This is a genomic window from Pseudomonas sp. BNK-30 (assembly GCF_047456185.1).
In the GTDB taxonomy this organism is placed as follows: domain Bacteria; phylum Pseudomonadota; class Gammaproteobacteria; order Pseudomonadales; family Pseudomonadaceae; genus Aquipseudomonas; species Aquipseudomonas putida_E.
The window spans coordinates 1,594,554-1,619,890 of sequence record NZ_CP179904.1; the positions used below are offsets into that span (position 1 = coordinate 1,594,554).

13 protein-coding genes are annotated in these 25,337 nt (G+C 62.1%); 8 read left to right on the forward strand and 5 right to left on the reverse strand.

The genetic code is table 11. The features are described from left to right. Window positions 1-36: 36 nt before the first annotated feature. From ACMGGN_RS07545 to ACMGGN_RS07555, 3 genes are all read right to left on the reverse strand, one after another. Complete coding sequence (locus tag ACMGGN_RS07545) at window positions 37-1,824, reverse strand: thiamine pyrophosphate-requiring protein (RefSeq protein WP_414156628.1); 1,788 nt, start codon at window positions 1,822-1,824, stop codon at window positions 37-39. A gap of 161 nt (window positions 1,825-1,985) precedes the next feature. Further along, complete coding sequence (gene leuS / locus ACMGGN_RS07550; protein WP_414156629.1) at window positions 1,986-4,580, reverse strand: leucine--tRNA ligase; 2,595 nt, start codon at window positions 4,578-4,580, stop codon at window positions 1,986-1,988. A gap of 671 nt (window positions 4,581-5,251) precedes the next feature. Continuing rightward, window positions 5,252-6,166: a LysR family transcriptional regulator gene (locus ACMGGN_RS07555; protein WP_012314827.1), complete on the reverse strand. Its 915-nt coding sequence runs from the start codon at window positions 6,164-6,166 to the stop codon at window positions 5,252-5,254. Between the two features lie 205 nt (window positions 6,167-6,371). Between ACMGGN_RS07555 and ACMGGN_RS07560 the strand changes: the two genes are divergently transcribed. From ACMGGN_RS07560 to pgm, 7 genes are all read left to right on the forward strand, one after another. Beyond that, complete coding sequence (locus ACMGGN_RS07560) at window positions 6,372-7,394, forward strand: zinc-dependent alcohol dehydrogenase family protein (RefSeq protein WP_119687177.1); 1,023 nt, start codon at window positions 6,372-6,374, stop codon at window positions 7,392-7,394. A 537-nt stretch (window positions 7,395-7,931) separates the two neighbouring features. After that, on the forward strand, window positions 7,932-9,317 hold the full coding sequence (locus ACMGGN_RS07565) for a hypothetical protein (protein ID WP_119687176.1): 1,386 nt from the start codon (window positions 7,932-7,934) through the stop codon (window positions 9,315-9,317). Continuing rightward, a complete protein-coding gene (locus ACMGGN_RS07570) occupies window positions 9,307-10,653 on the forward strand; it encodes an aminotransferase class I/II-fold pyridoxal phosphate-dependent enzyme (RefSeq protein WP_414156630.1) in 1,347 nt (448 codons plus the stop codon). The genes ACMGGN_RS07565 and ACMGGN_RS07570 overlap by 11 nt, the downstream gene beginning before the upstream one ends. A 62-nt stretch (window positions 10,654-10,715) precedes the next feature. Then, entirely contained in the window at window positions 10,716-11,207 is a 492-nt protein-coding gene (locus ACMGGN_RS07575) for a GNAT family N-acetyltransferase (protein ID WP_115274579.1), read from the forward strand. Window positions 11,208-11,319: 112 nt separating this feature from the next. Beyond that, window positions 11,320-12,969 (forward strand): VRR-NUC domain-containing protein, encoded by a 1,650-nt coding sequence (locus ACMGGN_RS07580; protein WP_414156631.1) that lies wholly within the window; start codon window positions 11,320-11,322, stop codon window positions 12,967-12,969. Next, window positions 12,966-15,227: an ATP-dependent DNA helicase gene (locus ACMGGN_RS07585; protein ID WP_414156632.1), complete on the forward strand. Its 2,262-nt coding sequence runs from the start codon at window positions 12,966-12,968 to the stop codon at window positions 15,225-15,227. Before ACMGGN_RS07580 ends, ACMGGN_RS07585 begins: the two co-directional genes overlap by 4 nt. Window positions 15,228-15,313: 86 nt before the next feature. After that, complete coding sequence (pgm, locus tag ACMGGN_RS07590) at window positions 15,314-16,951, forward strand: phosphoglucomutase (alpha-D-glucose-1,6-bisphosphate-dependent) (RefSeq protein WP_125923730.1); 1,638 nt, start codon at window positions 15,314-15,316, stop codon at window positions 16,949-16,951. 39 nt (window positions 16,952-16,990) lie between these two features. Here pgm and ACMGGN_RS07595 read toward each other — a convergent pair whose 3' ends face one another. After that, window positions 16,991-17,689, reverse strand: coding sequence for a pirin family protein (locus tag ACMGGN_RS07595; RefSeq protein ID WP_115274583.1), 699 nt, complete (start codon window positions 17,687-17,689; stop codon window positions 16,991-16,993). Between the two features lie 186 nt (window positions 17,690-17,875). On the opposite strand from ACMGGN_RS07595, the gene ACMGGN_RS07600 reads away from it, so the two are divergent. After that, window positions 17,876-20,380: a UvrD-helicase domain-containing protein gene (locus ACMGGN_RS07600; protein ID WP_414156633.1), complete on the forward strand. Its 2,505-nt coding sequence runs from the start codon at window positions 17,876-17,878 to the stop codon at window positions 20,378-20,380. A 7-nt stretch (window positions 20,381-20,387) separates the two neighbouring features. On the opposite strand, the gene ACMGGN_RS07605 is transcribed toward ACMGGN_RS07600, so the two are convergent. Continuing rightward, a complete protein-coding gene (locus ACMGGN_RS07605; protein ID WP_414156634.1) occupies window positions 20,388-25,265 on the reverse strand; it encodes an NEL-type E3 ubiquitin ligase domain-containing protein in 4,878 nt (1,625 codons plus the stop codon). Window positions 25,266-25,337: the final 72 nt, after the last annotated feature.

The window sequence follows — 25,337 nt, forward strand, 5'->3', positions numbered from 1 at the left end:
ACGCCTGCTTGGCTGATTGATGGCCAGAGGATTGCGTCACTTCTTACCAGGAAGCACCGAGCTCAGTACCTGCTTGGCTGTCTGGACCATGACGCTGGCCTGGTCCGGGTCGCCCTTGAACAAAGAGCCGGCGAGTTTCTTCGCCTGTTCGAGTTTGATATGAGGCGGCAAGGGCGGCACGTTGGGGTCGGTCTTGAACTCGATCAATACCGGCCGATCGGCGCTTAGCGCGCGTTCCCAGGCCGCTGCGACGTCATCTTCACGGTCGACGAAAATGCCCTCCAGGCCGATGGAGATGGCAAACAGGTGATAAGGCACGTCAGGGATCGTCTGGGACGCCTCGAACTTGGGGTCGCCCTCCATCACACGTTGCTCCCAGGTGACCTGGTTGAGGTCCTCGTTATTGAACACCGCGCAGATCCATTGCGGGTTCTCCCACTGCTGCCAGTACTTGGCTACGGTAATCAGCTCGGCCAGGTTGCTCATCTGCATCGCGCCATCGCCGACCAGTGCCACCACCGGGCGCTGCGGATGGGCGAACTTGGCGGCGATGGCGTACGGTACCGCAGCGCCCACGCAGGCCAGGCCGCCTGACAGCGAGCACTGCATGCCTTGGCGAATTTGCAGGTCACGGGCATACCAGTTAGCGCAGGAACCGGAGTCGCTGGTCACCAGGGTGTTGTCGGGCAGGCGAGGGGACAGCTCGTACACCACGCGTTGCGGGTTTATCGGGTCCGCTTTGACCATTGCGCGTTTGGCCAGGGTCTTGTCCCAACGTGCACGCCAGCCTTCGACTTTCTTACGCCAGCGGCGGTCGGATTTTGTCTCGAGCAATGGCAGCAATGCGCGCAAGGTCTCCCCGGCATCACCCACCAGGTTGACCTCCATCGGGTAACGCAGGCTTAGCATGTCTGGCTGAAGGTCGATCTGCACCCCACGGGCCTGGCCCTCCTTGGGCAGGAACTCGGAATAGGGGAACCCTGAGCCGATCATCAGCAAGGTGTCGCATTCGGCCATCAACTGGTAGCTCGGTTCGGTGCCCAGCAAGCCGATGGCGCCGGTCACCCACGGCAGGTCATCGGGCAAGGCGGCCTTGCCCAGTAGCGCCTTTGCCACACCTGCGCCGAGTGTGTCGGCGATTTCGATGATCTCTTCGGTAGCCTGCAAGGCACCGGCTCCGACCAGAATGGCCACTTTGCGCCCAGCGTTGAGTACCTCGGCGGCACGCTGCAGGTCGCTGTCGTAGGGCACCACCTTGGGCTTGCTGTAACCAACGCCGGAATGCACGGTGCCATGGGCGCGGGCCGGCTCCTGGTAGGGCAGGTCCTGCAGATCATTGGGCAGGATCACCGCCGTCACACGCCGTTCGCCGACGGCAGTGCGCACGGCGCGGTCGAGTAAATGGCGTACCTGCGAGGGTGTGGAGGCTTGTTGCACGAATGCACCGGCCACATCCTTGAACATCGACAGCAAGTCCAGTTCCTGTTGATAGTGGCCGCCCAAAGCCGCTCGGGCTTGCTGGCCGACGATGGCCAGCACTGGCATGTGGTCCATCCGGGCGTCATACAGCCCGGTGAGCAAGTGCGATGCGCCAGGCCCGGAGGTGGCAATGCACACGCCCAGTTCACCGGTGAACTTGGCATGGGCGCAGGCCATGAATGCTGCCATTTCCTCGTGGCGGGCCTGGATGAATTCAATCTTGCCGTTGGCCCGGCTCAACGCGCCGAATACACCGTTGATACCGTCGCCGGGGTAGCCGAAGATGCGCCGCACCCCCCATTGATACAAGCGCTCTACCAGAAAGTCGCCTACCGTGCCTGCCATTGCCTTCTCCCGTTCGCTGGTCGATAGGGGTCTGGACTTGGCGCGGTTTACGAAAGTTTCAACTGAAATGCTTGCCTGCGCGGGTCAGCCGCCGTTTCAAGCGTTTTGGTCCTGGACCTTGAGTCGCACTGACCTGGCGTCTTCAGGGGCAGTCAGCAAGGTCAGACGATGAAGTTCACCAATCTGTTAGGTACCACTATCATTCTCTCAGCGCCTTCCAGATATTTGCTCAACACCGCATCGCAGAGTGCCTGGCGACGGATCGTGTCATGGTCGGCGTCTGCCTGGACGAGGATTTCCCCACGCAGCTTGCCATTGACCTGCACCATCATCCTCACTTCATCCCGTTTCAGCGCTTCGCTGTCTGGGGTCGGCCAGGCACTGTCATAGATCGCGCCAGGGAACGCCAGCTCTTCCCATAGTACTTGGGAAATATGCGGCGTCACCGGATGCAGCACCTGGAGGAGAATGGACATGGTCTCCCGGCAGACTTGGCGGCCAGCGCCGCGGGCTCCTTCGAGCACCTTGAGCATCTTCATCGCGCCCGATACGACGGTGTTGTACTGCAGGCGCTCATAATCGTAATTGATCTGTTGCAGCAAGCCATGGGTCTCGAAACGTACACGGCTAGCTTGCGCGGCATCCGTCGCCAGGTCGTCAACTTCGTTCCAGCGAGCTTGCTCGTCAACGGCAAAGTTCCAGAGACGGCGCAGGAAGCGATAAGCCCCTTCGACACCGCTGTCGCTCCAGATCGTGCTCTGGTCCGGAGGCCCTGCGAAAATGGTGAACAGGCGGGCGGTGTCCGCGCCGAATCGGTTGATGATCTCCTTGGGCTCGACCACGTTGTTCTTCGATTTGGACATCTTCTCCACGCCGCCCAGGCATACGGGCATGCCATCCTCGATCGCTGTGGCGTTGACCGGACGGCCCTTCTCATCGTAGTGAACCGATATCTCGGACGGGTAGAACCAGCGCCGGCTGCCGTCTTCGGCCTTGCGGTAGTAACTCTCCCGCAGCAGCATGCCCTGAGTGAACAGGTTCTTGAACGGCTCACTGAAGTCAACCAATCCCTCGTCGCGCATCGCCTTGGTCCAGAACCTGGCGTAGAGCAGGTGCAGAACCGCATGTTCGATGCCGCCGATGTACTGGTCGATGGGCATCCAGTAGCGATTGCCAGATCCGACCATTGCGGTATGGCAGTCCGGGTCGCAGTAGCGCATGAAGTACCAACTGGAGTCGACGAAGGTATCCATGGTGTCCGTCTCCCGAAGCGCGGGCGCGGCACAACGCGGGCATGCGACGTGGCGGAACGCATCATGCTGCTGAAGCGGGTTGCCACTGCCGTCGGGAATGCAGTCAGTCGGCAATACCACTGGCAGGTCTGCGTAAGGCACCGGAACATCGCCACAGCATTCGCAATGGATGATTGGAATCGGTGTTCCCCAGTAACGCTGCCGGGAGATACCCCAGTCACGCAAACGCCAGGTGGTGGTTTGCTCCCCGCATCCGCGCTCGGCCAGGGCATCGAAGATCGCCAGGGACGCCTGCTCTACAGTGAGGCCATCGTAGGCGCCTGAATTGATCAGGCGACCCTCCCGACTGGCATAGCGATCCGACCATGCGGCAGGGTCATAGGCCGCCCCTTCGAAAGTGATGACGGGGCGCACGGGCAAGCCGTACTGCCGTGCAAAGTCGAAATCACGCTCATCGTGGGCCGGCACTCCCATCAAAGCGCCTTCGCCGTACTCATCGAGCACATAATTGGTGATCCAGATGGCGACTGGCTCGCCAGTCAATGGGTGCTCGACGTGCAAGCCGCTCGGGATGCCGAGCTTCGCTTGTGCACCAGCGGCAGGGCTGGCCTGTGCCGACTGCCGACACGCCTGCATCTGTGGTTCGAGCCCAGGCTCGAGCGCGATGGCTCGCTGGGCCAGGGGATGATCAGGGGAAACAGCGCAGAAAGTCACACCCATCAGCGTTTCGACGCGCGTGGTGAATACCCACAGCTTGCCCGCGTCGATCAACTGCCCGCTGGCATCTTCGATCGCATGTAGGAAGGCCAGGCGCGTGCCACTGGCCTTGCCAATCCAGTTGCGTTGCATGCTGCGAACCATGTCCGGCCAGCCTTCCAGGGTATCGATAGCCGACAGCAGCTCTTCGCCATACTGCGTGATTCGCAGGTAGTAGCCGGGAATCTCGCGCTTCTCCACCAGTGCCCCTGATCGCCAGCCCCGTCCATCTACCACTTGCTCATTGGCCAGCACGGTTTGGTCGATGGGGTCCCAGTTGACGATCTGGGTTTTCTTGTAGGCCACGCCCTTTTCCAGCAGCTTCAGGAAGAACCACTGGTTCCACTTGTAGTATTGCGGATCGCAGGTGGCAATTTCCCGCGACCAGTCGAACGCCAGGCCGAGCGGTTGCATCTGGGATTTCATGTCGGCGATGTTCATTCGAGTCCATTCGGCTGGAGGCACGCCCGACTGCATGGCGGCGTTTTCCGCCGGAAGGCCGAATGCATCCCACCCCATTGGCATCAGGACGTTGTAGCCCTTCATCCGCAAGTGGCGGGCCAGCATGTCATTGATCGTATAATTGCGCACATGGCCCATGTGCAGCTTCCCGGAAGGGTATGGCAGCATGGAGCAGGCATAGAATTTTGGCCGGCTTTGGTCTTCGACAGCCTTGAAGACTTCATCGCGAAGCCATTTGGCCTGAACCGTGCTTTCGACCCAGGCGGGATCATACTGCTGTCGCATAGACGCTCCTCGAAGTTACTGGCGCCGAGTGGCAATCAACCGCTCGACTCATGCGTTTTTGTTGGATATCACTCGGCCTACTGAATTTCATCTGCCGCCGGTGCGAGGGATTAGGGCAATCTGACAGAGATCGGATTTGAACAGTCTTCTGACTCTGGGCGGCCTCCCGCCAACCAGCCACGGGGCCACACACTGAAGGCCCGAGGCGGCTTGTATTTGGCCTTCAGCGACCTGTTAGCGTGAAGAGCCTGACCTGCTTTTAAGTTCTGGTCAGTGTCGATAGTGAGTGATTGGTTGGTGAGGTTGAATATGGTCAAGGCCTAACTTTAATGTCAAGCGTTTCTTTCAAGGGTTTGTGGGGGTTGAATAGTGGCGCCGAATTAGCTGTCAGAAAATTCGCAGGAATATGTAAAATTAATTCACGCAATGTTTGTTGTGCTGCGATTCTGGATATCCCTATGATTTCAGATGTAGAGGGTTGTTAGTCCGAGTAGCCATTAGGGTAGATGGCGTCTAATTGTTGTATGTATTGCCCGGCATGCTATCGATGGTGACAAATTCATGGCGTTTATCATCTTCACCATGGGTTCTGCCAAGTATCCATATGTTGATTTGGCATCACGGGCGGCAATGAGTTTGTAAATGGCCTTTCCGACCGAGCTCGCTATTTTTTACAGGCTATCCGGATCCCCAAAGAACATCTGAATCCGCGACCTTAACCAGCGCTCCGCCGGGTCATTGTCCTGCGCCCCTCGCCAGGCCATGTGCAACTCGAAGCTGCGCACCGCTATCGGCAGGTCTTCAGCCCGCAACCCGCCCGCCGCAGTCAGCGCATCAGCGGTGTAATCGGGCACCGTGGCAACGATATCGGTCCCCGCCAGCAGGCTGCCCAGGCCGTTGAATTGCGGCACGGCCAGGACCACATGGCGCTTGCGGCCGATCTCTTCCAGTGCTTCGTCGATGAAACCGGACAAGTCACCTGCGAACGACACCAGTGCATGCGGCCGTGCGCAGAAGTCGTCGAGGGTGATGCTGCCGGGCACGCTGTCGGCGCGCAGCAGCTTGGGCATGCTGCGGCGCAGCACCTTGCGCTTGGCGTTGGCGGGCAGTTCGCTGGTGTAGCTCACCCCCACCGAGATTTCGCCGGAGGCCAGCAGGGTAGGCATCAGCAGGTAATTGACCCGGCGCACTACCAGCACGATGCCGGGTGCCTCGGCGCGGATGCGCTTGAGCAGCTGCGGCAGCAGGGCGAATTCGGCGTCGTCCGACAGGCCGATGCGGAACACCGCGTTGCTGGTGGCCGGGTCGAACTCGGCGGCGCGGCTGACCGCGGTGGAGATGGAATCCAGCGCCGGCGACAGCAGGGCGAAGATTTCATGTGCTCGCGCTGACGGCTCCATGCTGCGGCCGGTGCGCACGAACAGCGGGTCGTCGAACAGGTTGCGCAGGCGCGACAGCGCCGCGCTGATCGCCGGCTGGCCGAGGAACAGCTTCTCGGCGGCACGGGTCACGCTACGCTCATGCATCAGGGTTTCGAACACGATCAGCAGGTTGAGGTCTACGCGACGCAGGTCGTTTCGATTCATCGGTGCGCTTCGCCTAAAGTGGGGCAGGGGTGAATCTTAAGGCCAAAGGCTGTTAACCTGCACCGATTTGTGGGGCCAATGCACAGAAATGTAAGGTGCCCAATCGATGACAGGCATGTCGACTATTAATAGCCACTGATGGTCTAACGGCAAAAGCCCGGATAAAGTCCGTGGTAATACGAGATTCACAAAGGCGAGGTATGCGATGTCCCGCATGATCCGGTTCCACAAGTTCGGCGCTGCCGAAGTGCTCCGCTGCGAGGAGCAGGCCGAACCGTCAGCTGCTGTCGGCGAGGTGCAGATCCGCGTCGAGGCCATTGGCGTGAGCTGGTACGACGTGCTTTGGCGGCAGAACCTGGCGCCGTCCCAGGCCCGCCTGCCAGCGGGGATCGGCCACGAGATGGCCGGTGTGGTGACTGCGGTGGGTGAAGGTGTCGATGACATTGCAGTGGGCGACCGGGTGGCCAGCTTCCCGGCGACCAGCGCCAATGATCACCCGGTGTACGGGGATGTGATCGTTCTGCCGCGTACGGCGATTACCCGTTACCCGGACATCCTCACCCCGATCGAAGCCAGCGTGCATTACACGCCGCTGTTGATCGCTTACTTCGCCTACGTCGACCTGGCCAGGGCCAAGGCCGGGCAGACTGCACTGGTCACCGATGCCAGCCATTGCGCAGGGCCCGCCTTCGTACAGCTGGGCAAGGCCTTGGGGCTCAAGGTGTTCGCTGCCACCAAGGAGCCGGAGCAGCGCGAATACCTGCTGGGCCTGGGCGCTGACAAGGTGATCGTCACCGAAGAGCAGGACTTGCTCCTGCAGGTGGGCAAGTACACCGACGGGCGCGGTGTGGACATGGTCCTCGACGGCATGGGCGGCCCGCAGATGTCACTGCTCGGCGATGTACTCGCGCCACGCGGCAGCCTGGTGCTTTATGGCCTGCAGGGTGGTAACCAGACACCATTCCCGGCCTGTGCGGCGTTCCAGAAGAACATCCAGTTCTACGTTCACTGCATCGGTAACTTCACCGGCAAGCCGGAACTGGGCATTAGTCAGGACCAGGTTGCGCTGCAGCGTGCCCTGCGTGATATCAACCAGTTCACGGCAGACCAGTTGCTGACACCGCAGATCATCAAGGTGTATCCGTTTGATCAAGTGGTTGAAGCGCACCGGTATATGGATGAGTGTCCTTGTGGCGGCAGAGTGGTGCTGGACTTGGCGGCGGGCTGATATACGCTGGATCTAAAGGAAACCCGGGCTTGGCTCGGGTTTTTTTTCGAGTGTTCACAGCTTGATGGTCCTCCCCGACAATCCGTGAATAGTCTCTTGCTAGGACTTTTCCTACGATTAACTAGTATCCGTCCTACATAAAAAAATATTGCCACCTCGCGTGCATGCAAATGCCTTGAAAAGTCTTTCTCTTTGAAAACTTCCCCGTGTCGAGCGCACAGTGAGTTGCCATTCGGCTGAATGGTTTTTTTACCGGCGTCTGTATCTGTTAATCGTTGAGCAACGCTTGATAATGGCGTAATGATGCTTTACGCAAGGAGCGTGCAATGGAGAAGATCAACCCTGGTTTTTGGTGTTTTGGCGCGGCGGAGGGCTCACGCAGGGGTTCATTTCTCTCAATGGCATGGCGACAGTAATTCGTCACTTCAATTTCTCTTAAAGTTTTGTAGGAAATTTCTTCAGGCTTGATTCGCCGCCTATTGACTCATGAAAAAGTGCATTGTTGGCGGTGGAAAGAATGAAGTAGTGAGGTGACATGTGAGCAATATCCACGACCAAGCTATGCACCATATTTACCAACAGGTGCTGGATCGCGTGTTGGGCCATATGTCCCAGGTCCAGCGCGCCTCTTTGCAGCTGTTGGTCCAGCGTTTGCTGGTAGCCGCAGGTGGCCCGGAATATATCGGTACGTTCAGGTTGCTCGTGCTGCTAGGCGCAGACTGCCATAGCGCCCGGCTGCTGGCGGTCTTGCGTGCGGCCCAGTTGAGTATTGCCCAGCGTGCACCTGTCACCTTTCAGTTGCAGGTAGTGGCGGTGTGCTTACCCGCAGCCAGCAACGCGCTTCTTGAGCAACATGAGCGTGTGTTCAGTACCTTGTTTCTGCATGACGATCCACGGGTGCAGCTCCAGATGCTCGAAGCCGGGCAGGTGGTTTCGTTCAGCCGAAGGCCCTATCTGGCGCTCGAACCCTGGGCGCTGGCGCGCGACGCCTTGCTTGTGTTCGGCCATCTTGTCGATGCGCGGCCCGAAGCACTTTTGGGCAGTCGCATGCACCTGGAACTGGGTGCAGCGCTGTGTCTGGCGCTTGACGGCCAGCCGGCAGTCGATGCAATGGTCACCGCCATGCCTGCGCGACAGCGCCTGCGTTACCTGGCGTGGGCCCGCAGGGGGCTGCGCCAGGCCGGTGACGGAGGGAGGGCGAACCTGCATCAGTGCATGGCGACGCTTGCCGAGCGGTTGAGTCAGTTGCACAACACTGCCGGCACTTCGCTTGGCGAGCCGGAAAAACCGGTTACCGAGCGTCACTCGGACCTTCCGGTCAGGCTGATTACCCTCGACGACCTGTTGCCCCAGCTACTGAGTGAAGGTGAGCTGGACTTGATGATGGAGTGCCACTTCGAGCCTGTGCAGAAGGCCATGCCACTGGCCAGTTTTCTCGACCCGCTGGCGTTGGCCCAGTTGCATGAGCTGCGGTCGCGCTGCAATGCTCCTGTTGAGTCAGGCCCGGCGCCGCGTCTGCATTGCGAAAGGGCGCTAGCACAGGCATCGCAGCAAAGCCGTTTTGCCAAGGCCTATGGCCTTGAGCACACTCAGCTCGTTTGCATGTTCCACAGCCCATTCGCCAACAAGGGGCGCAGGTTGGAGCGCTTTCTGCAATGCTGCCACGCCGATATGCTGGTGGCACTGCCTTATCTGCATCGCGTCATGCAGGGCAAACCTTGTCCCGATCCCGTCAAGGATTGGTTGGTAAACATCAGTGGTTTGTCCCTTGCTCAATTGCGAGCTATTTACGAAGGGCGTTTGCATCACAGCGCCTGGCCCTTGCTGGCAAACCTGGCACGGCGTGATGTGCATCTGGCGCTACTGGCCTGCCGGCCCGCTGCTGGTTTGACTGCCTGTGGGGGCTTACCTGATGGGGCGTGAATTCGCTTACCAGTCGGTGTATCGATATCTGCAAGCGCTTATCGATGAGGCCGCGCGGGGAGGGGAGCGCCGTTTGCCCTCACTGCGTGCCCTGTCGCGGCACCTGCGCGTTTCACTGGCCACTGTACAAACAGCCTACGGGTTGTTGGAACATGAAGGGCGGGTGCTGTCGGTGCCTAAATCCGGGTACTTTGTACCGGCCGGTGCCATCACCGGCGTGACGGCCACTGCAGAGTCGGACCAGGCCATGCTGGCGCATCCGGCGATGGAGCGTGCGTTGTTCGCTCACGAAAGACGGCTGGCGCGACAGCGTGCACGTTCATTGCCCGGTACCCAGAGCTCGGGAGAAGTTCGCCTGCGGCATGTATTGGCCGAACGTTACACTCGATCGTCCCGGCAATCCTGGCGTGCTGAAGATGTGCACCTGGGGCCCGACATGCAGGCTTTGCTGGAAACGCTGCTCGAAGCATTGGCGTTGCATGGCAGCACGGTGCTGGTCGCATCGCCGTGCTGCTGGCGTTTGCTGAGGGTTTTGCAGCGCTTTGGCTTGCATGTGCTGGAGATGCCCGTCGACAACCACGGCAGCCCTGACCTCGGCAGCCTGGCTCGCTTGTTGGGGCGTGAGTCGGTGCGCATGATGGTCATGCCGTCATGCCTTGGCATGCCTACGGGGCGGTTGATGTCGCAACAGGACCAGCGGCAGATTGCCCATTTGCTGGCCTCGCATCCTGTCTGGCTGCTGGAAAACGATCTGGACAGCGAGCACTGTTTCGACACCCCTCCGGGGGCACGTTTGCGTGACTGGGTCGACCAGCGGTGGCTGTTGGTGCTGGGGTCGCTGCAAGCGTTGGTCGGTGCCGAGGCCCCCTATGCGTATGTGCTGGGCCTGCATGGCACCCTTGGCGAAAGGTTTTCCCGACGAGCCTTCCAGCTACCTCCTGTGCGTCAGCAGGCCTTGGCGCAGATGCTCAGCAACGGCGAGGTCGACGGGCAATTGAGCCGACGTCGGCTGGAGCTGCGCAAGCGTATGGACCATTTATGCCATCAACTCAATGTTTGCCTGGGCGGGAAGCTGGCCTTTGACATGCCTGACGGGGGGTATGTCCTGTGGGTGCGCATGCTTGAGCCAATCGCCTTGGATCGCGTTTCGCCAGCTTTGTCTGGTCCGGCCTTGCAAGTACTGGCAGGTGCGCGGTTCAGCGTGCAGGGGCGTTATCAGCACTACCTGGCGCTCACCTGGGCAGGCGACCGACCAGAAGCGCTGAGCGAGGCGCTCTACCGGTTGAAACAGGTGCTGGCGCCGCGTCGAGGACGGCAGGCTGGCAGCAAAAGCTGATCGCCAGCCCTGGCGTGTCACGTATCATGGCGCCCTGTTCATTCATATTCAGGAGCCTCTGCATGGGCACCCCACATTTTCGCCAACCTGTTCCCCAGGATGCCGAACGCTGCTACGAGATTGAAATTGGCGCGTACGAGGGGGATGAAGCCGCGACCCTTGAAAAGATCCGCACCCGTATCGCGCAGTACCCAGAGGGTTTCCTCCTGCTTGAGGTCGACGGCAAGGTCGTGGGCTTCATCAACAGTGGCTGTGCCCACGAGGTGGTGATGTCCGATGAGGCCTTCAAGGAGCTGGTAGGCCATGACCCGGCGGCCGCGAATGTGGTGATCATGTCCGTCGTGGTGGACCCGGCTTGTCAGGGCAAGGGTTACGCGAAATTGCTGATGAATACGTTCGTGCAGCGGATGGCTGCGCTCGAGAAGCGCACCATCCACCTGATGTGCAAGCAGCAGCACGTCGAGTTGTACCGCAAGATGGGCTACCAGTACGTGAAGCCATCGCCTTCGGACCACGGCGGCATGGCCTGGCATGAGATGGTCATGGCGCTCTGACGTGGCTCAAGCGCCATTGGTCGGTTGTTTGCCAGCCTGACCCACGGGGCTTGCCAGCAGGCGTTATCTGTATGTATAAACAGTGTCCGTTCCTGCTGCCCGACCCCGCCCTGTGATCGCCCATTCCGTCGACGACCCGCTCTACTACCTGCATAACTTCCGCCAGGTGCTGCTGTGGGTCGAACACCGCTATGCCGACCTGCTCGATACCCAGGAGCTGGCTTTCATCCATGCATTTGCCAGGATCGAAGAGCCAGCCCAGGCGCTGCTGGTGCGCATGGTGATGCGCAAGGGCGAGCTGTTTCGCAGTGACCGGCTGGACTATGCCGAGATCGGCGATACGCATGCGGCCTTGCAGCCACTGCAGGCGTTGGGCTGGGTGCGTGAACCCGAGCAGTTGAGCCTGGAACAGTTGTTCGCCCTGCTGCGCAAGGAGGAACTGGCCAGCGGTTTTGCAGGCCTTCTGAGCCGACCGCGTGCGGCCAAAAGCGATCTGCTCGCGCAACTTCAAGCCTTGGAGCTGGCGCCCAGGTCACTGTCCGATTGGTTCGTCAGTGCCCCGGTGGGCATCGTGCAGTGGTGCCTGCAGCCGCTGTGCGATCGCATGCGCCTGCTGTTCTTTGGCAACCTGTACCAGGACTGGTCCGATTTTGTCCTTGCCGACCTGGGCGTGCTGCGTTTCGAGCAAGTGCCATTCAGCCCCGCCTCGCGTGCCTTGCAGCAGCGCAGCGACGTTGATCTGGCCATGGCTTTGCACCAGTGCGCCGAGCGTCTGGAGTTGGCTGAGGCACCTGCGTCGATCCTTCAGGCGTTGGCGGGCTGGCGCAGCGACAACCCCTGGCTGGCCCGCCGTCACGCGCGCTTGCTGTTTGCCCTGGGCCAGCAGTGCGAGCGCCTTGGCGACTGGGACCTGGCATTGACGGTGTATGCCCAGAGCAGCCATGCCCAAGCGCGCATCCGCCAGGTGCGGGTGCTGGAGCGCAGCGAGCGCTGGCAAGAGGCGCATGCCCTGGCCCTGCACCTGGCCCAAACGCCTGCCAATGCCCTGGAAGTGCAGGCGCTTGAGCGCATGGTGCCGCGCCTGGTGCGCAAACTAGGCGGGCCGGCGCAGCGCCGGCGGCGTGCCACACCCGCGCAGGTGATCGAGCTCGAGCTGCCTCGCGAGCAGGCCGCGTTGGGTGTCGAGGAGGCTGTTCGGCAGCACCTGGCGCAAGCAGGCGGGCAGGTTCACTACGTCGAGAACACGCTGCTCACCAGCCTGTTCGGGCTGTTGTGCTGGGACGCGATCTTCGCCCCGATTCCCGGCGCGTTCTTCAACCCCTTCCAGGCTGCACCGCAAGACCTGCACGACTGCGACTTCCAGCAGCGGCGCGCCGTACAGTTCGATGCTTGTCTGGGCCGGCTCGACGACGGCTCGCATCAGCAGGCCATCCTCGACTGCTATGCCGCCAAGCAAGGGCTGCAATCGCCGTTCGTGTTCTGGCAGATGCTCAACCATGCCTTGCTCGTGCAGGCATTGGCCTGCCTGCCCGCGGCGCACCTCAAGCAGTGTTTCCTGCGCCTGTTGCAGGACATACGTAACAACCGCACCGGCATGCCTGACCTGATTCAGTTCTGGCCGGAGCAGGGGCGTTACCGCATGGTCGAGGTCAAAGGCCCGGGCGACCGCCTTCAGGACAACCAGTTGCGGTGGCTGGAATTCTGCGCCGAGCACGGCTTGCCGGTGGCTGTCTGTCATGTGCGCTGGAGCGAGGGCGAGTGAGCTATCGCGTGGCGGTGCGCGCTTTGTGTGAGTTCACTGCCAAGGCCGGTGACCTCGACCTGCGCTTCACGCCGTCGCCCACTGCCCAGGAGGGCATCGAGGGCCATCGCCGGGTGGTGGCCAGGCGGGCCGCCGGGTACGAGGCGGAGGTCGCACTCGAAGGCGCTTATCAGGGCTTGCAGGTGCGCGGCCGCGCCGACGGTTATGACCCCGCCGCAAACCGTCTTGAAGAGATCAAGACCTACCGTGGTGACCTGGCCCGCCAACCGGCCAATCATCGCCAACTGCACTGGGCGCAGGCCAAGGTCTATGCCTGGCTGCTGTGCCAGGCGCGGCAGTTGCCCGCCATCGAGGTGGCGCTGGTTTACCTGAACGTGGACAACGACGGCCAGACCTTGATCAGCGAGCATTACAGCGCCGTCGAGCTGCAAGCTTTTTTCGAAACCCAATGCCTGTGTTTTCTGGCCTGGGCCCAAGGGCAAACGCAGCGCCTGGCCGAGCGTGACCGCGGGCTGCAGAGCCTGGGCTTTCCTTACCCGCAGTTTCGCCAAGGCCAGCGGCAACTGGCCGAAACCCTGTACAAGGCGGTCAGCACCGGGCGCTGCCTGATGGCCCAGGCCAGCACCGGTATCGGCAAGACCCTCGGCACGCTGTTCCCGTTGCTCAAGGCCATGGTGCCGCAACAACTCGACAAAGTGTTTTTCCTGACCGCCAAGACCCCAGGCCGAGCACTGGCGCTGGATGCCCTGCAACAGATTACCCGGGCCACGCCGCAGCCCGCGCTGCGCACTCTGGAGCTGATTGCCCGCGACAAGGCCTGCGAGCACCCCGACAAAGCCTGCCATGGCGACGCCTGCCCATTGGCCCATGGCTTCTACGACCGCCTGCCGGCGGCGCGTGAGGCTGCTGCCCGGTTGCCGTTGCTGGACCGCGCGAACCTGCGCGAGGTGGCCCTGCAACACCAGGTCTGCCCGTACTACCTGGGGCAGGAAATGGCGCGCTGGGTCGATGTACTGGTGGCCGACTACAACTATTACTTTGACGCTCATGCCCTGCTGTTCGGCCTGACACAGGCCAACGAATGGCGCGTTGCGGTGCTGGTCGACGAGGCTCATAACCTGGTGGAGCGTGGCCGCGGCATGTACAGCGCCAGCCTCGACCAGGGGCAGTTGCTGGCGCTGCGCCAGCGCAAACCGCCAGGGCTGGCCAGCGTGCTGGACCGGCTGAACCGCCAATGGAATGCCTTGTACAAGGCGCAGCGAGCGCCTTATCTGGCCACCGAGCAGTTGCCGGACGCCTTTCTACGTGCGCTGCAGCAATGCATCGGGCTGATCCAGGAACGCTTGAACGAGTCGCCCGTCGAAGTGGATACACACATCCTGCAGTTCTATTTTCAGGCGCTGCAGTTCAACCGGGTTGCCGAGCTGTTCGATGAGCATTTCCTGTTCGATGTGAGCCTGCGCGAAGGCCCGCGCCAGCGGCGCCTGGCCACCTTGTGCCTGCGTAACGTAACGCCCGCCAAACTGCTCGGCCCGCGCATGCAGGCAGCGCGCAGCGTGACGTTGTTCTCAGCTACGCTCAGCCCCCGGCATTTCTACACCGACCTGCTCGGCATGCCACCGGATACAGCCTGGCTTGAAGTGGCGGCGCCGTTTCGCGCCGAACAGCTCGAAGTGCGCATCGCCAGCCAGGTCTCTACCCGTTATCACGAACGTCAGGCCTCGCTGGCACCGATCGTTGCGCTGATCGCCGAGCAGTACCAGCGCCAACCCGGCAACTACCTGGCGTTCTTCAGCAGTTTCGAATACTTGCAGCAAGTGCATGCGCTGCTGACCGAGCAGCACCCGGCGATAGCAGCCTGGGCCCAGGCGCCGGGCATGGACGAAGCCGCGCGTCAGGCCTTTCTGGCACGCTTTGCCGCCGACGGGCAGGGCGTTGGCTTTGCCGTGCTGGGCGGGGCTTTTGGCGAAGGCGTCGATCTACCGGGTACCCGGCTGATCGGTGCATTCGTCGCCACCCTCGGGTTACCCCAGGTCAACCCGGTCAACGAACAGTTCAAACAGCGGCTGGGCCGCCAGTTCGGCGCTGGTTTCGACTACGTCTACCTGTACCCCGGCGTACGCAAGGTGATCCAGGCTGCAGGCCGGGTGATTCGCGGCGATCAGGACCGCGGCGTGCTGGTGTTGATCGATCAGCGCTTCGCCGAGCCGCATGTGCAGCAGATGTTCCCCAGCTGGTGGCAGATAGCCCGCGAATAATCCTCGGCAAGGCCTTCGCACCTCGTTGCAACTCCCAGTACACTGCGTGTTCCAACTCCAACATCCGTTGAACTCGAGGTTTCTGCATGACGCTCAGTCCTTTGGCAGGCAAGCCGGCTCCGGCCAGCGTGCTGGTCGATATCCCCCGCCTGCTCACCGCTTACTACACCGGCCGCCCCGACGCTGCCGTAGCGGCCCAGCGCGTGGCCTTCGGCACCTCGGGCCACCGGGGCAGTTCGTTCGACCTGAGTTTCAACGAAGACCACGTGCTGGCGATCACCCAGGCCATCTGCCTGTACCGCCAGGAAAAGGGCATCGACGGCCCGTTGTTCATCGGTGCCGATACCCACGCGCTGTCCGCGCCGGCAGCCGCCAGTGCCCTGGAAGTGCTGGCCGCCAATGGCGTGCAGGTAATGCTGTCCAAGGACGATGAATACACCCCGACGCCTGCGGTGTCCCACGCCATCCTGTGCTACAACCGTGGCCGCGATGGCGGGCTGGCCGATGGCATCGTCATCACCCCCTCGCACAACCCGCCGCAGAGCGGTGGCTTCAAATACAACCCGCCCAACGGTGGCCCGGCTGACAGCGATGTGACCAAGTGGGTCGAGGCCAAGGCCAACGAACTGCTGGCCGCAGGCCTTGCCGGCGTCAAGCGCATGGACCATGCGCAGGCCCTCCAGGCCCCGACCACCCAGCGCCACGACTATGTCAGCCACTACGTTGCCGACCTGGAAAACGTCATCGACTTCGACGTCATCCGCAGCGCCAACCTGCGCCTGGGCGTTGACCCGCTGGGTGGGGCAGGGGTGCGTTACTGGTCGGCGATCGCCGAGCACTACAAGCTGAACCTGGAAGTGGTCAACACCGAGGTCGACCCGACCTTCCGCTTCATGACCGTCGACTGGGACGGCCAGATCCGCATGGACCCTTCGTCGCCATACGCCATGCAAGGCCTGATCGGCCTGCGCGAGCGCTTCGATGTGGCGTTTGCCTGCGACCCGGACCACGACCGCCATGGGATCGTCACCGCCGATGGCCTGTTGCAGCCAAACAACTACCTGGCCGTGGCCATCGACTACCTGTACCGCCACCGTCCGCAGTGGCGCAGTGACGCTGCCGTGGGCAAGACGGTGGTGTCCAGCGGCCTGATCGACCGTGTTACCGCGCGTCTGGGCCGTGAGTTGTATGAAGTGCCGGTGGGCTTCAAGTACTTTGCCCAAGGGCTGTTCGACGGCTCGTTGGGCTTTGGCGGCGAAGAAAGCGCCGGCGCCTCGTTCCTGCGCAAGGACGGTACGGTCTGGGCTACCGACAAGGATGGCTTGATTCCGGCGCTGCTGGCCGCCGAGATGACTGCACGCACCGGCCGTAATCCAAGCCAGGCCTATGCCGACCTCACGGCGGCGCTGGGCAAGCCGTTCGCTACCCGTGTGGAAGCGAAGGCCGATGCGCGGCAGAAGGCATTGCTGAGCAAGTTGGCGCCGGAGCAGGTCAAGTCGACCGAGCTGGCTGGAGAGCCCATCGAGCAGATCCTCAGCCACGCACCCGGCAATGGCCAAGCCATCGGTGGCCTGAAGGTGATGACCGCCAACGGCTGGTTTGCCGCGCGGCCTTCGGGCACCGAGGACATCTACAAGATCTACGCCGAGAGCTTTATCGACGAGGCGCACCTGCAACGCCTGGTGGCAGAGGCGCAGGTACTGGTGGATGCCGCGATTGCCTGATTGACCTGTGAAGCAGGGCCGCAGCGCGGCCCTGCTTGTTCAAGCCACATCGACCAGCACGATCTCACTGTCCTCGATTGCGGTCACCCGCAGCACGTCTTCCTGCTCGATCGCCACGCCATCGCGGCCTTTGGCCCGCAGCCCATTGACCTCGACCAGGCCCTTGGCCGGCACCAGATACCCTCGACGCCCTGCATCGAAGCGGTACTCGGCCGTTTCGCCTGCCCGCAGGGTTGCCGCTACCAGACGCGCATCGGTGCGGATCTGCAAGCTTTCTTCATCGCCCGCCCGGCCGCTGGCCAGGGTCACGAAGCCTTCACCGCGTTCGCCTTTGGGGAACGGCCTGGTCCCCCATGACGGCGCATCGCCAACGCGTTCCGGCACGATCCAGATCTGGAAAATACGGGTATCGACGTCTTCCAGGTTGTACTCGCTGTGCACGATGCCGGTACCGGCACTCATGACCTGTACATCGCCGGCCTCGGTGCGGCCTTTGTTGCCCAGGCTGTCCTGGTGAGTGATGGCGCCTTCACGCACATAGGTGATGATTTCCATGTCGCGGTGTGGATGCGGTGGGAACCCGCTGCCGGCGGCGATCAGGTCATCGTTCCATACCCGCAGGTTGCCCCAGTGCATACGCGCCGGGTCATGGTATTCGGCAAACGAGAAATGATGATGGGCATCGAGCCAGCCGTGGTTGGCGTGGCCAAGGCCTTCGAAAGGTCGCAGTTGCAGCATGATCGTGCTCCTTGAATGGGTGGAATGGGCTCATGATGCTTCAAAGAAAGATCGAAAATAAGCGTAAATATCGGCTAATTATCATCGTTTAATTAGATTGTTCTGGGCAATGTGAATTGTGCGATTCATCGCCTAATCCACTGATCTGCAAGCATTCGCTGGCGATTTTTTGCCGATGCGGCGAACATGCACGCTGATTCGATTTTCAACGGAGTGACCGTGGCCCACGAGCAACCCCAGGCCCCTGCCGAACTGACCCCGCCCGCACAATTGCCCTGGCTTCGCCGCCTGGCTGCACGGCTTTTGGGCCGTGGGCTGAGCCGCTTGCAGGCGCAACACCGCGACTCCTGGTTCCTGGGCCATGCCACCGGCCAGCGCAGCGGCCACGCTGATGGCATGCGCGAAGGTTTCGAGCGTGGACGGGTGGAAGGCTACGAGGCGGGTCGCCAGGTACTGGTGATTCGCGATTCACGCCCTGATGCCGCCGCCGTACCCGGTCAGGATGACCGGTTGTTCGACGACTGGCGCCTACCACTGACCACTGAGCTCAAGAAGCGCTTCAAGGCCGATGTAGCCCAGCGCCTGCCCGCCGAGGCACAGCCCAGTGCCGCCCAGTGGAAGCTGATATTCAGTGATACGCCGTCCACTTGCGTGGTGGCCGGGGCTGGGGCTGGTAAGTCCACTTCGCTGGTGCTGCGCATCCTGCTGCTACGCCATTACCTGGGCTATGAGCTGGACGCGATGACGGTGGTCACTTTCACCCGTGAATCGCGCAAGGACTTCATCAAGCGCCTGGTGCAAGTGTTCTCGCTTTGGCAGCTCGACCTGCCACCGGCGCGTGCGCGCGAGCTGGTACGTACCTTTCACTCGCGCATTCTGCCGCTGGTCCGCAGCCTGCCGGGTTTCGGCCAGGTGCGAGCATTCGAGACCCTGGGCAACGACATGCCAGAGGGGCGTGAGGCGGACGCCGAGAGCAACCCGTTTGACCTGCGCCTGAACGATGCCCAGCGCCAGCAGCTCAACCTTTGCTATCGCGACCTGCTCGCCGAAAATCCGCGCTTTGCCGAAATCATCGCGACCTTGCGCCGTGAAGCCCTGCAGCTCAAACCGCTGGACCCGGACCACCCCGACGTGCAGAAGCGCGTGCAGGTGACGCAACTGGCTGCCCAGCGCGACGAAGAGCTGTGCGACGTGATCGAGGACCTGTGGTTCGCGGCGGGCGTTTGGCCGATCAAGGGCATTGAGCCGTGCCGTGAAACGGTCGACATCCGGGGCAGCCGCTTCCATGTGCATGGCCGTCTGGAAGGCCTGGATGCCTGGGTTGTGCTTGGTTTCGACCCGTCGGAAAGCGCACAGTACCAGCGCCCGGGGGCCAAGCTTACGGTGCGCGCCGAGTGGGCGGTCAAGCGCACGTTGCTGCAGGCGTTCTGCGACAGGCCGCTGATCTGGCTGGACAACTATGCCATGGCCCGGCGCCTGGCCGCCTCGCTGGCAGGCGACGCGGTCGCGGGCCCTGGGTTCGAATACAAGGTCAAGGGCGAGTTGGCCCCGGCACCGTTGCTCGATGCTTTCGTCGGTGCCGCCAACTTCATCGAAAACCTGGGCCTTGAGGTCAACAGCGCCGTGGCGGCGATGAGTTTCCCGTCCGGTGACAGCGATGCCTTGTTCTTCGAGGCCCTGGCACTGTACTGGAAAGCCCTCGAGGCGCACCTGCTCAACCAGTCGCCGCCGGTGATGAGCTACAACCGCATGTTCGCCCTGTTCGGTGAGAACAACCCGGAGAACCTGCAATTGCTGCCAGACCCGATGCTCAGGCCGTTGGCGCATCTGATGATCGACGAATTCCAGGATGTATCGCCGCAGATCGTCAGCTGGCTACGCGCCAGCCTCGCGGAGATCCGCCGCCGCGGAGCGGCCATGCACACCGGCCGTAACGCCCAGTACTCTTCGCTGCTGTGTGTGGGTGACGATTGGCAGTCGATCTATGGCTGGCGTGGCAGTTCGCCCAAGTACTTCATGGAGTTCACCAAGACCTTCCCTTCGCCGGCCAATACCCGGGTGATGCTGGTCGACAATTACCGTTGTCAGCAACTGGTCATCGATGCTGCCGAGCATCTGGTCAAGGGAGCGCCATCGATCACTGGCAAGAAGGCCCGGGCCGCGGGCCCTGCTGCCGAGTTGCCGGTGTCGGCAGTCAAGGTGTGCGAACGTGACGAAGCGGTGCTTGGCCAGACGCTGATCGAGCATTACCAGCGTGGCGAATCGGTGATGATGCTGTACCGCAAGGGCGCCGATAAAGCCTTGATGAGCGAGCATCTGGCCAGCGTACTGCAAGGCGAAGCGGCATTGCCGCCCGAACAAAGGCGTCTGCGTCAGCTGACGTACCACAGCGCCAAGGGGCTGCAGGCCGATGCAGTGTTCATGCTCGGCGACTGCCAGTACCTGACCAGCTCGCCGTACAAGAACCAGGTGTATCGCCAGGCCGGCCTTGGCCGGGCCGGTGATGCCCAGCCGTTCGATACAGCGCAGAAGGAAGAGGTACAGCGCCTGGCCTACGTGGCGGTCACGCGCGCCGCCAGACACTGCTATTGGCATGTCGAGGCAGCCAGCGGCGAAGCGGCCGCTGCGCCACGGGCTTCGAGCCAGGTGGATGGCCGGCAGGCCTTCTTCGAAGACTTGCGCGGCCAATGATCGCGGCTTAGCCAGCGAGGGTTTCGGCCTGCCGGGTGAGGCTGAGCAGCAGGCCGTGCTCGACCTTTTGCTGCTCCTCGTTCAAGGCGCGCATGGCGTGGTCGAACTGGCCGTCATTGAGCGGCACACGCCGCAGCAGTCCGTTTTCGTCCAGCGGGTTCTGCGGCAGCACAGGCAACAGGGCTTCAAGTACCGAGCTGTCCAGGCGGGCTACCGGTTCATGGCTGCCGTCCAGGCAATGGAACAGGTAGTCATGGCCCACTCGCCAGAAATCGGTGAGCAGGCTGAATGCTTCGGCATTGTGACGCTTGAGGTAGTGCACCCAGCCGGCCTGCCCAAGTATCCAAGCCTGCCGAGTATCGGTTCTGGCATCCTGGGCAAGCACTGCGCTGTGTACCTTCTCGATGATGGTGCTGTTGATCCTGGCCGTGTCCCGGTAGAGCATGCCGCGGCTGGGTTCAGGGAAGTCCAGCCGGGTTGCAAGGGACTGACGCAAGGCAAGGCGGACTTCGATATCGTCGACCAGCCCGGTTTCCAGTTCGACGTCAGGAAACGCGGCCGGATCATCCAGTGAGTCGTACTGTGGCAGATCCGCATCGAACATACCCTCTTGCAGCGCCTGCTTGCGCAATGTCCTTCTCAGGCTGATGCGGTCGGCCAGTTCGTTGACGATGTCCCGGCGATAGAGCTTGCGGTATAGCGCGAGCAGGGTCTTGGCCTGCTCGCCGGTATGGCCTGCGGCTTCGTGCGCCAGCACTTCGATCTCCAGTGCGCTGAAGGCGTCGGCACCTGCGTCACCGCAGGTTGGCGGATACGCATGCGCCACGTCGGCAAGCCTTTCGCGCAGTGCCGTGTCCCGGCCGGCTTTCTCCAGCAGGGCCCAGACTCGGCGGCTCAGGCTGTCTGGCTCATGCCGCGCCTCGGCTGACTGTACCAGGCGTTCGAGAATCCCCAGCAATTCACCGTTTTCCCCCTGGTCGAACAGATCGGTCCAAAGCTGGTCCTGGTGGGTGGAGGCGGTACTGCGCCACAGTGTCTGCCATTCAGGCATATCGGGTGCGTGTTCAAAGACCTGGACGCCGCTGGCGCGCAGTTGCGCACGGGTTTGCGCTTCAAGCGTGTTGTAATTGAGGTGCCAGCGCCGCTCGGGTGCTCGCGCAGCGACGTCCCGGGCGAACGGGGTGCGCAGGATGTCCGCGAGATTGGGCAGGGTGCGAATGCGGTTGAATGACAAGTCCAGGTGACGCAGTTGGTACTGATGTTGGCTCATCAGCCGCGTCAACCCCTCTGGCCATTGCCGCAGGTCGCAGTTGTTCAGGTTCAGGGTGCGCAGGCGGCCCATATAGCTGACGTCGGGAGCATGGCCCAGTGTGTTGAAATCCAGCAGCAGTTCCTGGGGATGGATCATGGCCTGGAAGGCCGAGGCCAGGGTTTGGTCGAGGGTAATGGCATTGCTGCCCAGGTTCAGTACATCCAGCCGTAAGCCAGCCAGCAAGACGAGGCTGGCAGCGTCCAGCTGCAGCCGGTTTCTGCGCAGGTTGAGGTTGCGCAGGCCGGGCATGGCCGCCAGGGCCTCATGAGCCAGGGGCGAGAGGGCCGGCAAAGCATTGCCGTTCAGCTTGAGCGTTTGTAGTCCAGGTGCCGATTTCAGTGCCTGGAACAAGGCCTCGGCGTCCATGTCCGGGTTGCCGGCCACCTCGAGTGTGCGCAGGCCAGGAAAGCATGACAGAAAATCCCCTTCCAGGCGCTCGAGCCTGAGCCCTTCCAGTGTAAGGGTGCGAACATGTGGCAAGCGTGCCGTGAGCGTTGGCAGCGTTCGTAACTGCATGCGGTCCAGCGTCAGCGTCTCGCGGGCAGCGCCACCTTCGCGGCCCCAGGCGGCCAGCATCCGCTCGGCAAAGTGTGAGCGATCGAACCGCTCGTCCAGCTCATTCGCGCCGCCAACCCACCTGTGCAGGTCCTGGCGCAAGGTGCGTTGCTCGGCTTCCAGTCGGCTGATCTGAATACCCAGGTTGCCCGCCTGTGCCAGTTCGGATTGCAACGTGCCGAGTTCTCTGTGGTCGAGCTCTGGGTAGAGCGCGCGCAGGCGCTGCGTCGCGCGCCCGGTACCGCGGCCACTGAGCGGGTAGCCGATACGGCCGGCGGCAAGGCGCAAAGGTGAACGGTAGCCAGGTTTGATGGGCTGCTGGCCAATCAGCGCGGCGCAGTTTTCGCGGTCGGCGAGCGCAACCTCAAACAGTTGCGCGGCGCTTGCCTGCGGATGCTGGCCCAGCAGGCCTTCGGTCAATTGCTGGCTGTCGCTATTGGCCAAATGCGGGCGGTAAAGGCCCATGATGGCGCGGTCCAGCCGTGTGCGGGCTTGCAACTGGCGCGCTTCTTCGGCTATCCGTAACGGCACACGTCCAGTTGCCAGGCGTGCGCGTTCGGTATGGCTGGCCGCCTGGATGACCTCTTCCAAGGCACCAGGTGGTACACCGGGGAACTGCCTGCGCAATGGCTGTGTCGCGTCACTTGCAGGCTGGGCATGGTTGCGCAGCATACTGTGGTATATCGCCTCGCGCTGGCTCTGCAGCTGTTCACCCAGCCTGGTGTTCAGGGCCGATGCCCACAGGTCGGAAGGCAGGTCGCCGAGCATGGCTCGCACGTGTCGCTCGTCCAGCTGCGTTACGACTGCATGGCCCAGTTGACCATTCTCCAGATCCGAGCGGGTCATGCTGATTTCAATCTGGCCTGGTGTGTCGAGCGCCCCATACCGCACCGCATCGCCCCACGGTTCGGGGCCGATGAATACCTTGAGCACGTGATCCTGCGGCCAACCTGGCAGGCGCACCAGTTCCGGCAGCGCATAGTTCTTGTAGGCAGCCATTGAGAGGCCGTGCCGCACACGGTGGATCAGGTTCTGCACCTCGTTGTCCAGGCGTATGCGCAGCAGCATGTCCTCCAGCAGAGCCGGCGGGCGCAGCCCTTTGGCATGCATGCGGCGCAGCACACTGGCGTCTGTACCCGTACTGCGCATCGCCGTGATCAGCTCGCTGCTGTCGAGCCCCAGGCTTGAGTGGCCAAGCCGCTGCAGCAACTGCGTATCGTCCCATTGCAAAGGCTGCTCATGGGCCAGTTGCCAGCGCCCGTCACCCTGATGATGTAACAGGGGCGCGTAGGCTGCTGGGGCGCTGGGATGGCGGATGCGCCATTGCTGGTCAGGATCCTGGAACGTTTCATAGGGCGTGCCTTCCAGCATGAGGTAGCGTTTGCCCTCGAGCTCGTAGTGCCCAAGTGCATCGGGCTGGCCTTCTGTTGGCAGGGTGACCGGACTGGCATAGGGGCCCATGTCCGGATGCCACAGTTGCAGGCGGTCTTCATGCCATACCGCTTGCATGGCATCGACGAAACCTGACGCTTTGATGACCTTGGCTGCGCCGGCAAAACCGGCGATCGCGGCAGCATTGATTACCAACGATTCAACCTGGGCCAGTGCTTGTGCAGTGTCACTTTCTTCCCAGGCCTCAAAGCCGGTAAACACCGAATCCATCAGTTGATAAGCGAAAACGCCGGTCATTACCGCGTTCAGGCCGGGCACGAAGAAGGCGGCGATGTTCAGCACGTTCATGCCCATATCTAGCCAGTACCGCAGGTGCCTCTGATGAACCTCGGCGTCGACATCGGCTGTGGGGACAGCCAGGACCCTGGCGTCGGCCTTGAGGCGGGCAAGGTGGGCGAGGTAAAGGGTTGGCCAAAACTCGGTTCTTGTTTGCGATGGCAAGACGTGAAAGCTCGGCGACTTGCATGGCCGTTGCCTGCCTTGCTCATCGATCTCGAACAGTGCGTCCCGTAGCTTGCCCGCCAGCATGGGCTGGTCGCGTTTATAGGCAAGCCCGATAACGGTTTCGCGGAACGTGCTGTGCAGCAGCCGCTGTCGGAAATGCTTGGCAGCAGCCAGACGGGAGGGGTATTCGCGCACAGGGTGTTCTTCGTCGCCCGGGAGGTGGACGATGCAGGGGGTGATTGCATCCGGTATATCGGCGCCGATGAACAGCATCTCGTGCAACGGGATGTCGAACAGGCTCAAACGCCAGCTATGCAGGCGATGGCCGTCGTAGGCGGGCTGAGGTACGTCATTGCACAGGTCGTTGATCGCGGCGAGGCCTTTTGCGCTCAGCAGGCCCTTGAGCGAGGCGATGTACGCCTGAACGCGCAGTTCCTCTTGGCTGGCCCGCATCGACAGCTGACTGATTTGCGCCTTGTGCGGGCCTTCATAGATGGCCTGCAGGTGATCCTGATATTGCTGGCCAAGGTCCAGTGTGCGGCAATGCCGCACGAATTGCGCCAGGGACAAGCCGGCCAAGGGCGTGTCGTCGCCGGGCGCGCAGGTCAGCCCGCTGTAAGGCCCGACTTGTTCGATGCCTTCGAAGTTGTGCAGGGCGGCTTCAAGCAAGCTGCGCGACTGACGAGGGCCTACGGGGCGGGTCACAAAGGTCTCTTCCTGCAGGTGCGCACCCAGCGGTACTTCCAGGCTGCCGGTGCCCGGCCCGTAGTTGATGACCGTCTCGAAAGGCTGGAAGTTGTACTGGGCCTTGTCCACGGCCACTTTCAGACCCAGCCGGCTGCTCAGCAAAGGGCTGCAGAACGTGGTGATGTCCTTGAAACCCACAAGTGCGTTGCTCAGTTGGGTAACGCAGCTGTCACGTCGCCCGATGAGCATGCGCAACTGCTCACGATGCTCTGGCTGCGCGGTCGCATACCAGCTGTAAGGCGCGCCATCTTCATCCACGTAGGGCGCGCGTGCGCGTTGCACGATGCCTCTGGCATGCGTGGGATGCAGGGTGCGGGCCCATTCGGGCAGGGCTTGAGTGATCAGGTCTTGGTGCAGGGCAATCGCATTGTGCATGGGATGAGCCTCGTATGAGTGGAGGCGGTAGTCGACACCGCTGGCGAAGCGGGCGTGCGGTAGATAGTTGCC

Bases quoted from the DNA above. Each gene is read 5' to 3' on its own strand.
- ACMGGN_RS07560 (WP_119687177.1), top strand. From the start codon at position 6,372: ATGTCCCGCATGATCCGGTTCCACAAGTTCGGCGCTGCCGAAGTGCTC.
- leuS (WP_414156629.1), bottom strand. From the start codon at position 4,580: ATGCGACAGCAGTATGATCCCGCCTGGGTCGAAAGCACGGTTCAGGCC.
- ACMGGN_RS07545 (WP_414156628.1), bottom strand. From the start codon at position 1,824: ATGGCAGGCACGGTAGGCGACTTTCTGGTAGAGCGCTTGTATCAATGG.
- ACMGGN_RS07575 (WP_115274579.1), top strand. From the start codon at position 10,716: ATGGGCACCCCACATTTTCGCCAACCTGTTCCCCAGGATGCCGAACGC.
- pgm (WP_125923730.1), top strand. From the start codon at position 15,314: ATGACGCTCAGTCCTTTGGCAGGCAAGCCGGCTCCGGCCAGCGTGCTG.
- ACMGGN_RS07605 (WP_414156634.1), bottom strand. From the start codon at position 25,265: ATGCACAATGCGATTGCCCTGCACCAAGACCTGATCACTCAAGCCCTG.
- ACMGGN_RS07555 (WP_012314827.1), bottom strand. From the start codon at position 6,166: ATGAATCGAAACGACCTGCGTCGCGTAGACCTCAACCTGCTGATCGTG.
- ACMGGN_RS07570 (WP_414156630.1), top strand. From the start codon at position 9,307: ATGGGGCGTGAATTCGCTTACCAGTCGGTGTATCGATATCTGCAAGCG.
- ACMGGN_RS07600 (WP_414156633.1), top strand. From the start codon at position 17,876: ATGCACGCTGATTCGATTTTCAACGGAGTGACCGTGGCCCACGAGCAA.
- ACMGGN_RS07595 (WP_115274583.1), bottom strand. From the start codon at position 17,689: ATGCTGCAACTGCGACCTTTCGAAGGCCTTGGCCACGCCAACCACGGC.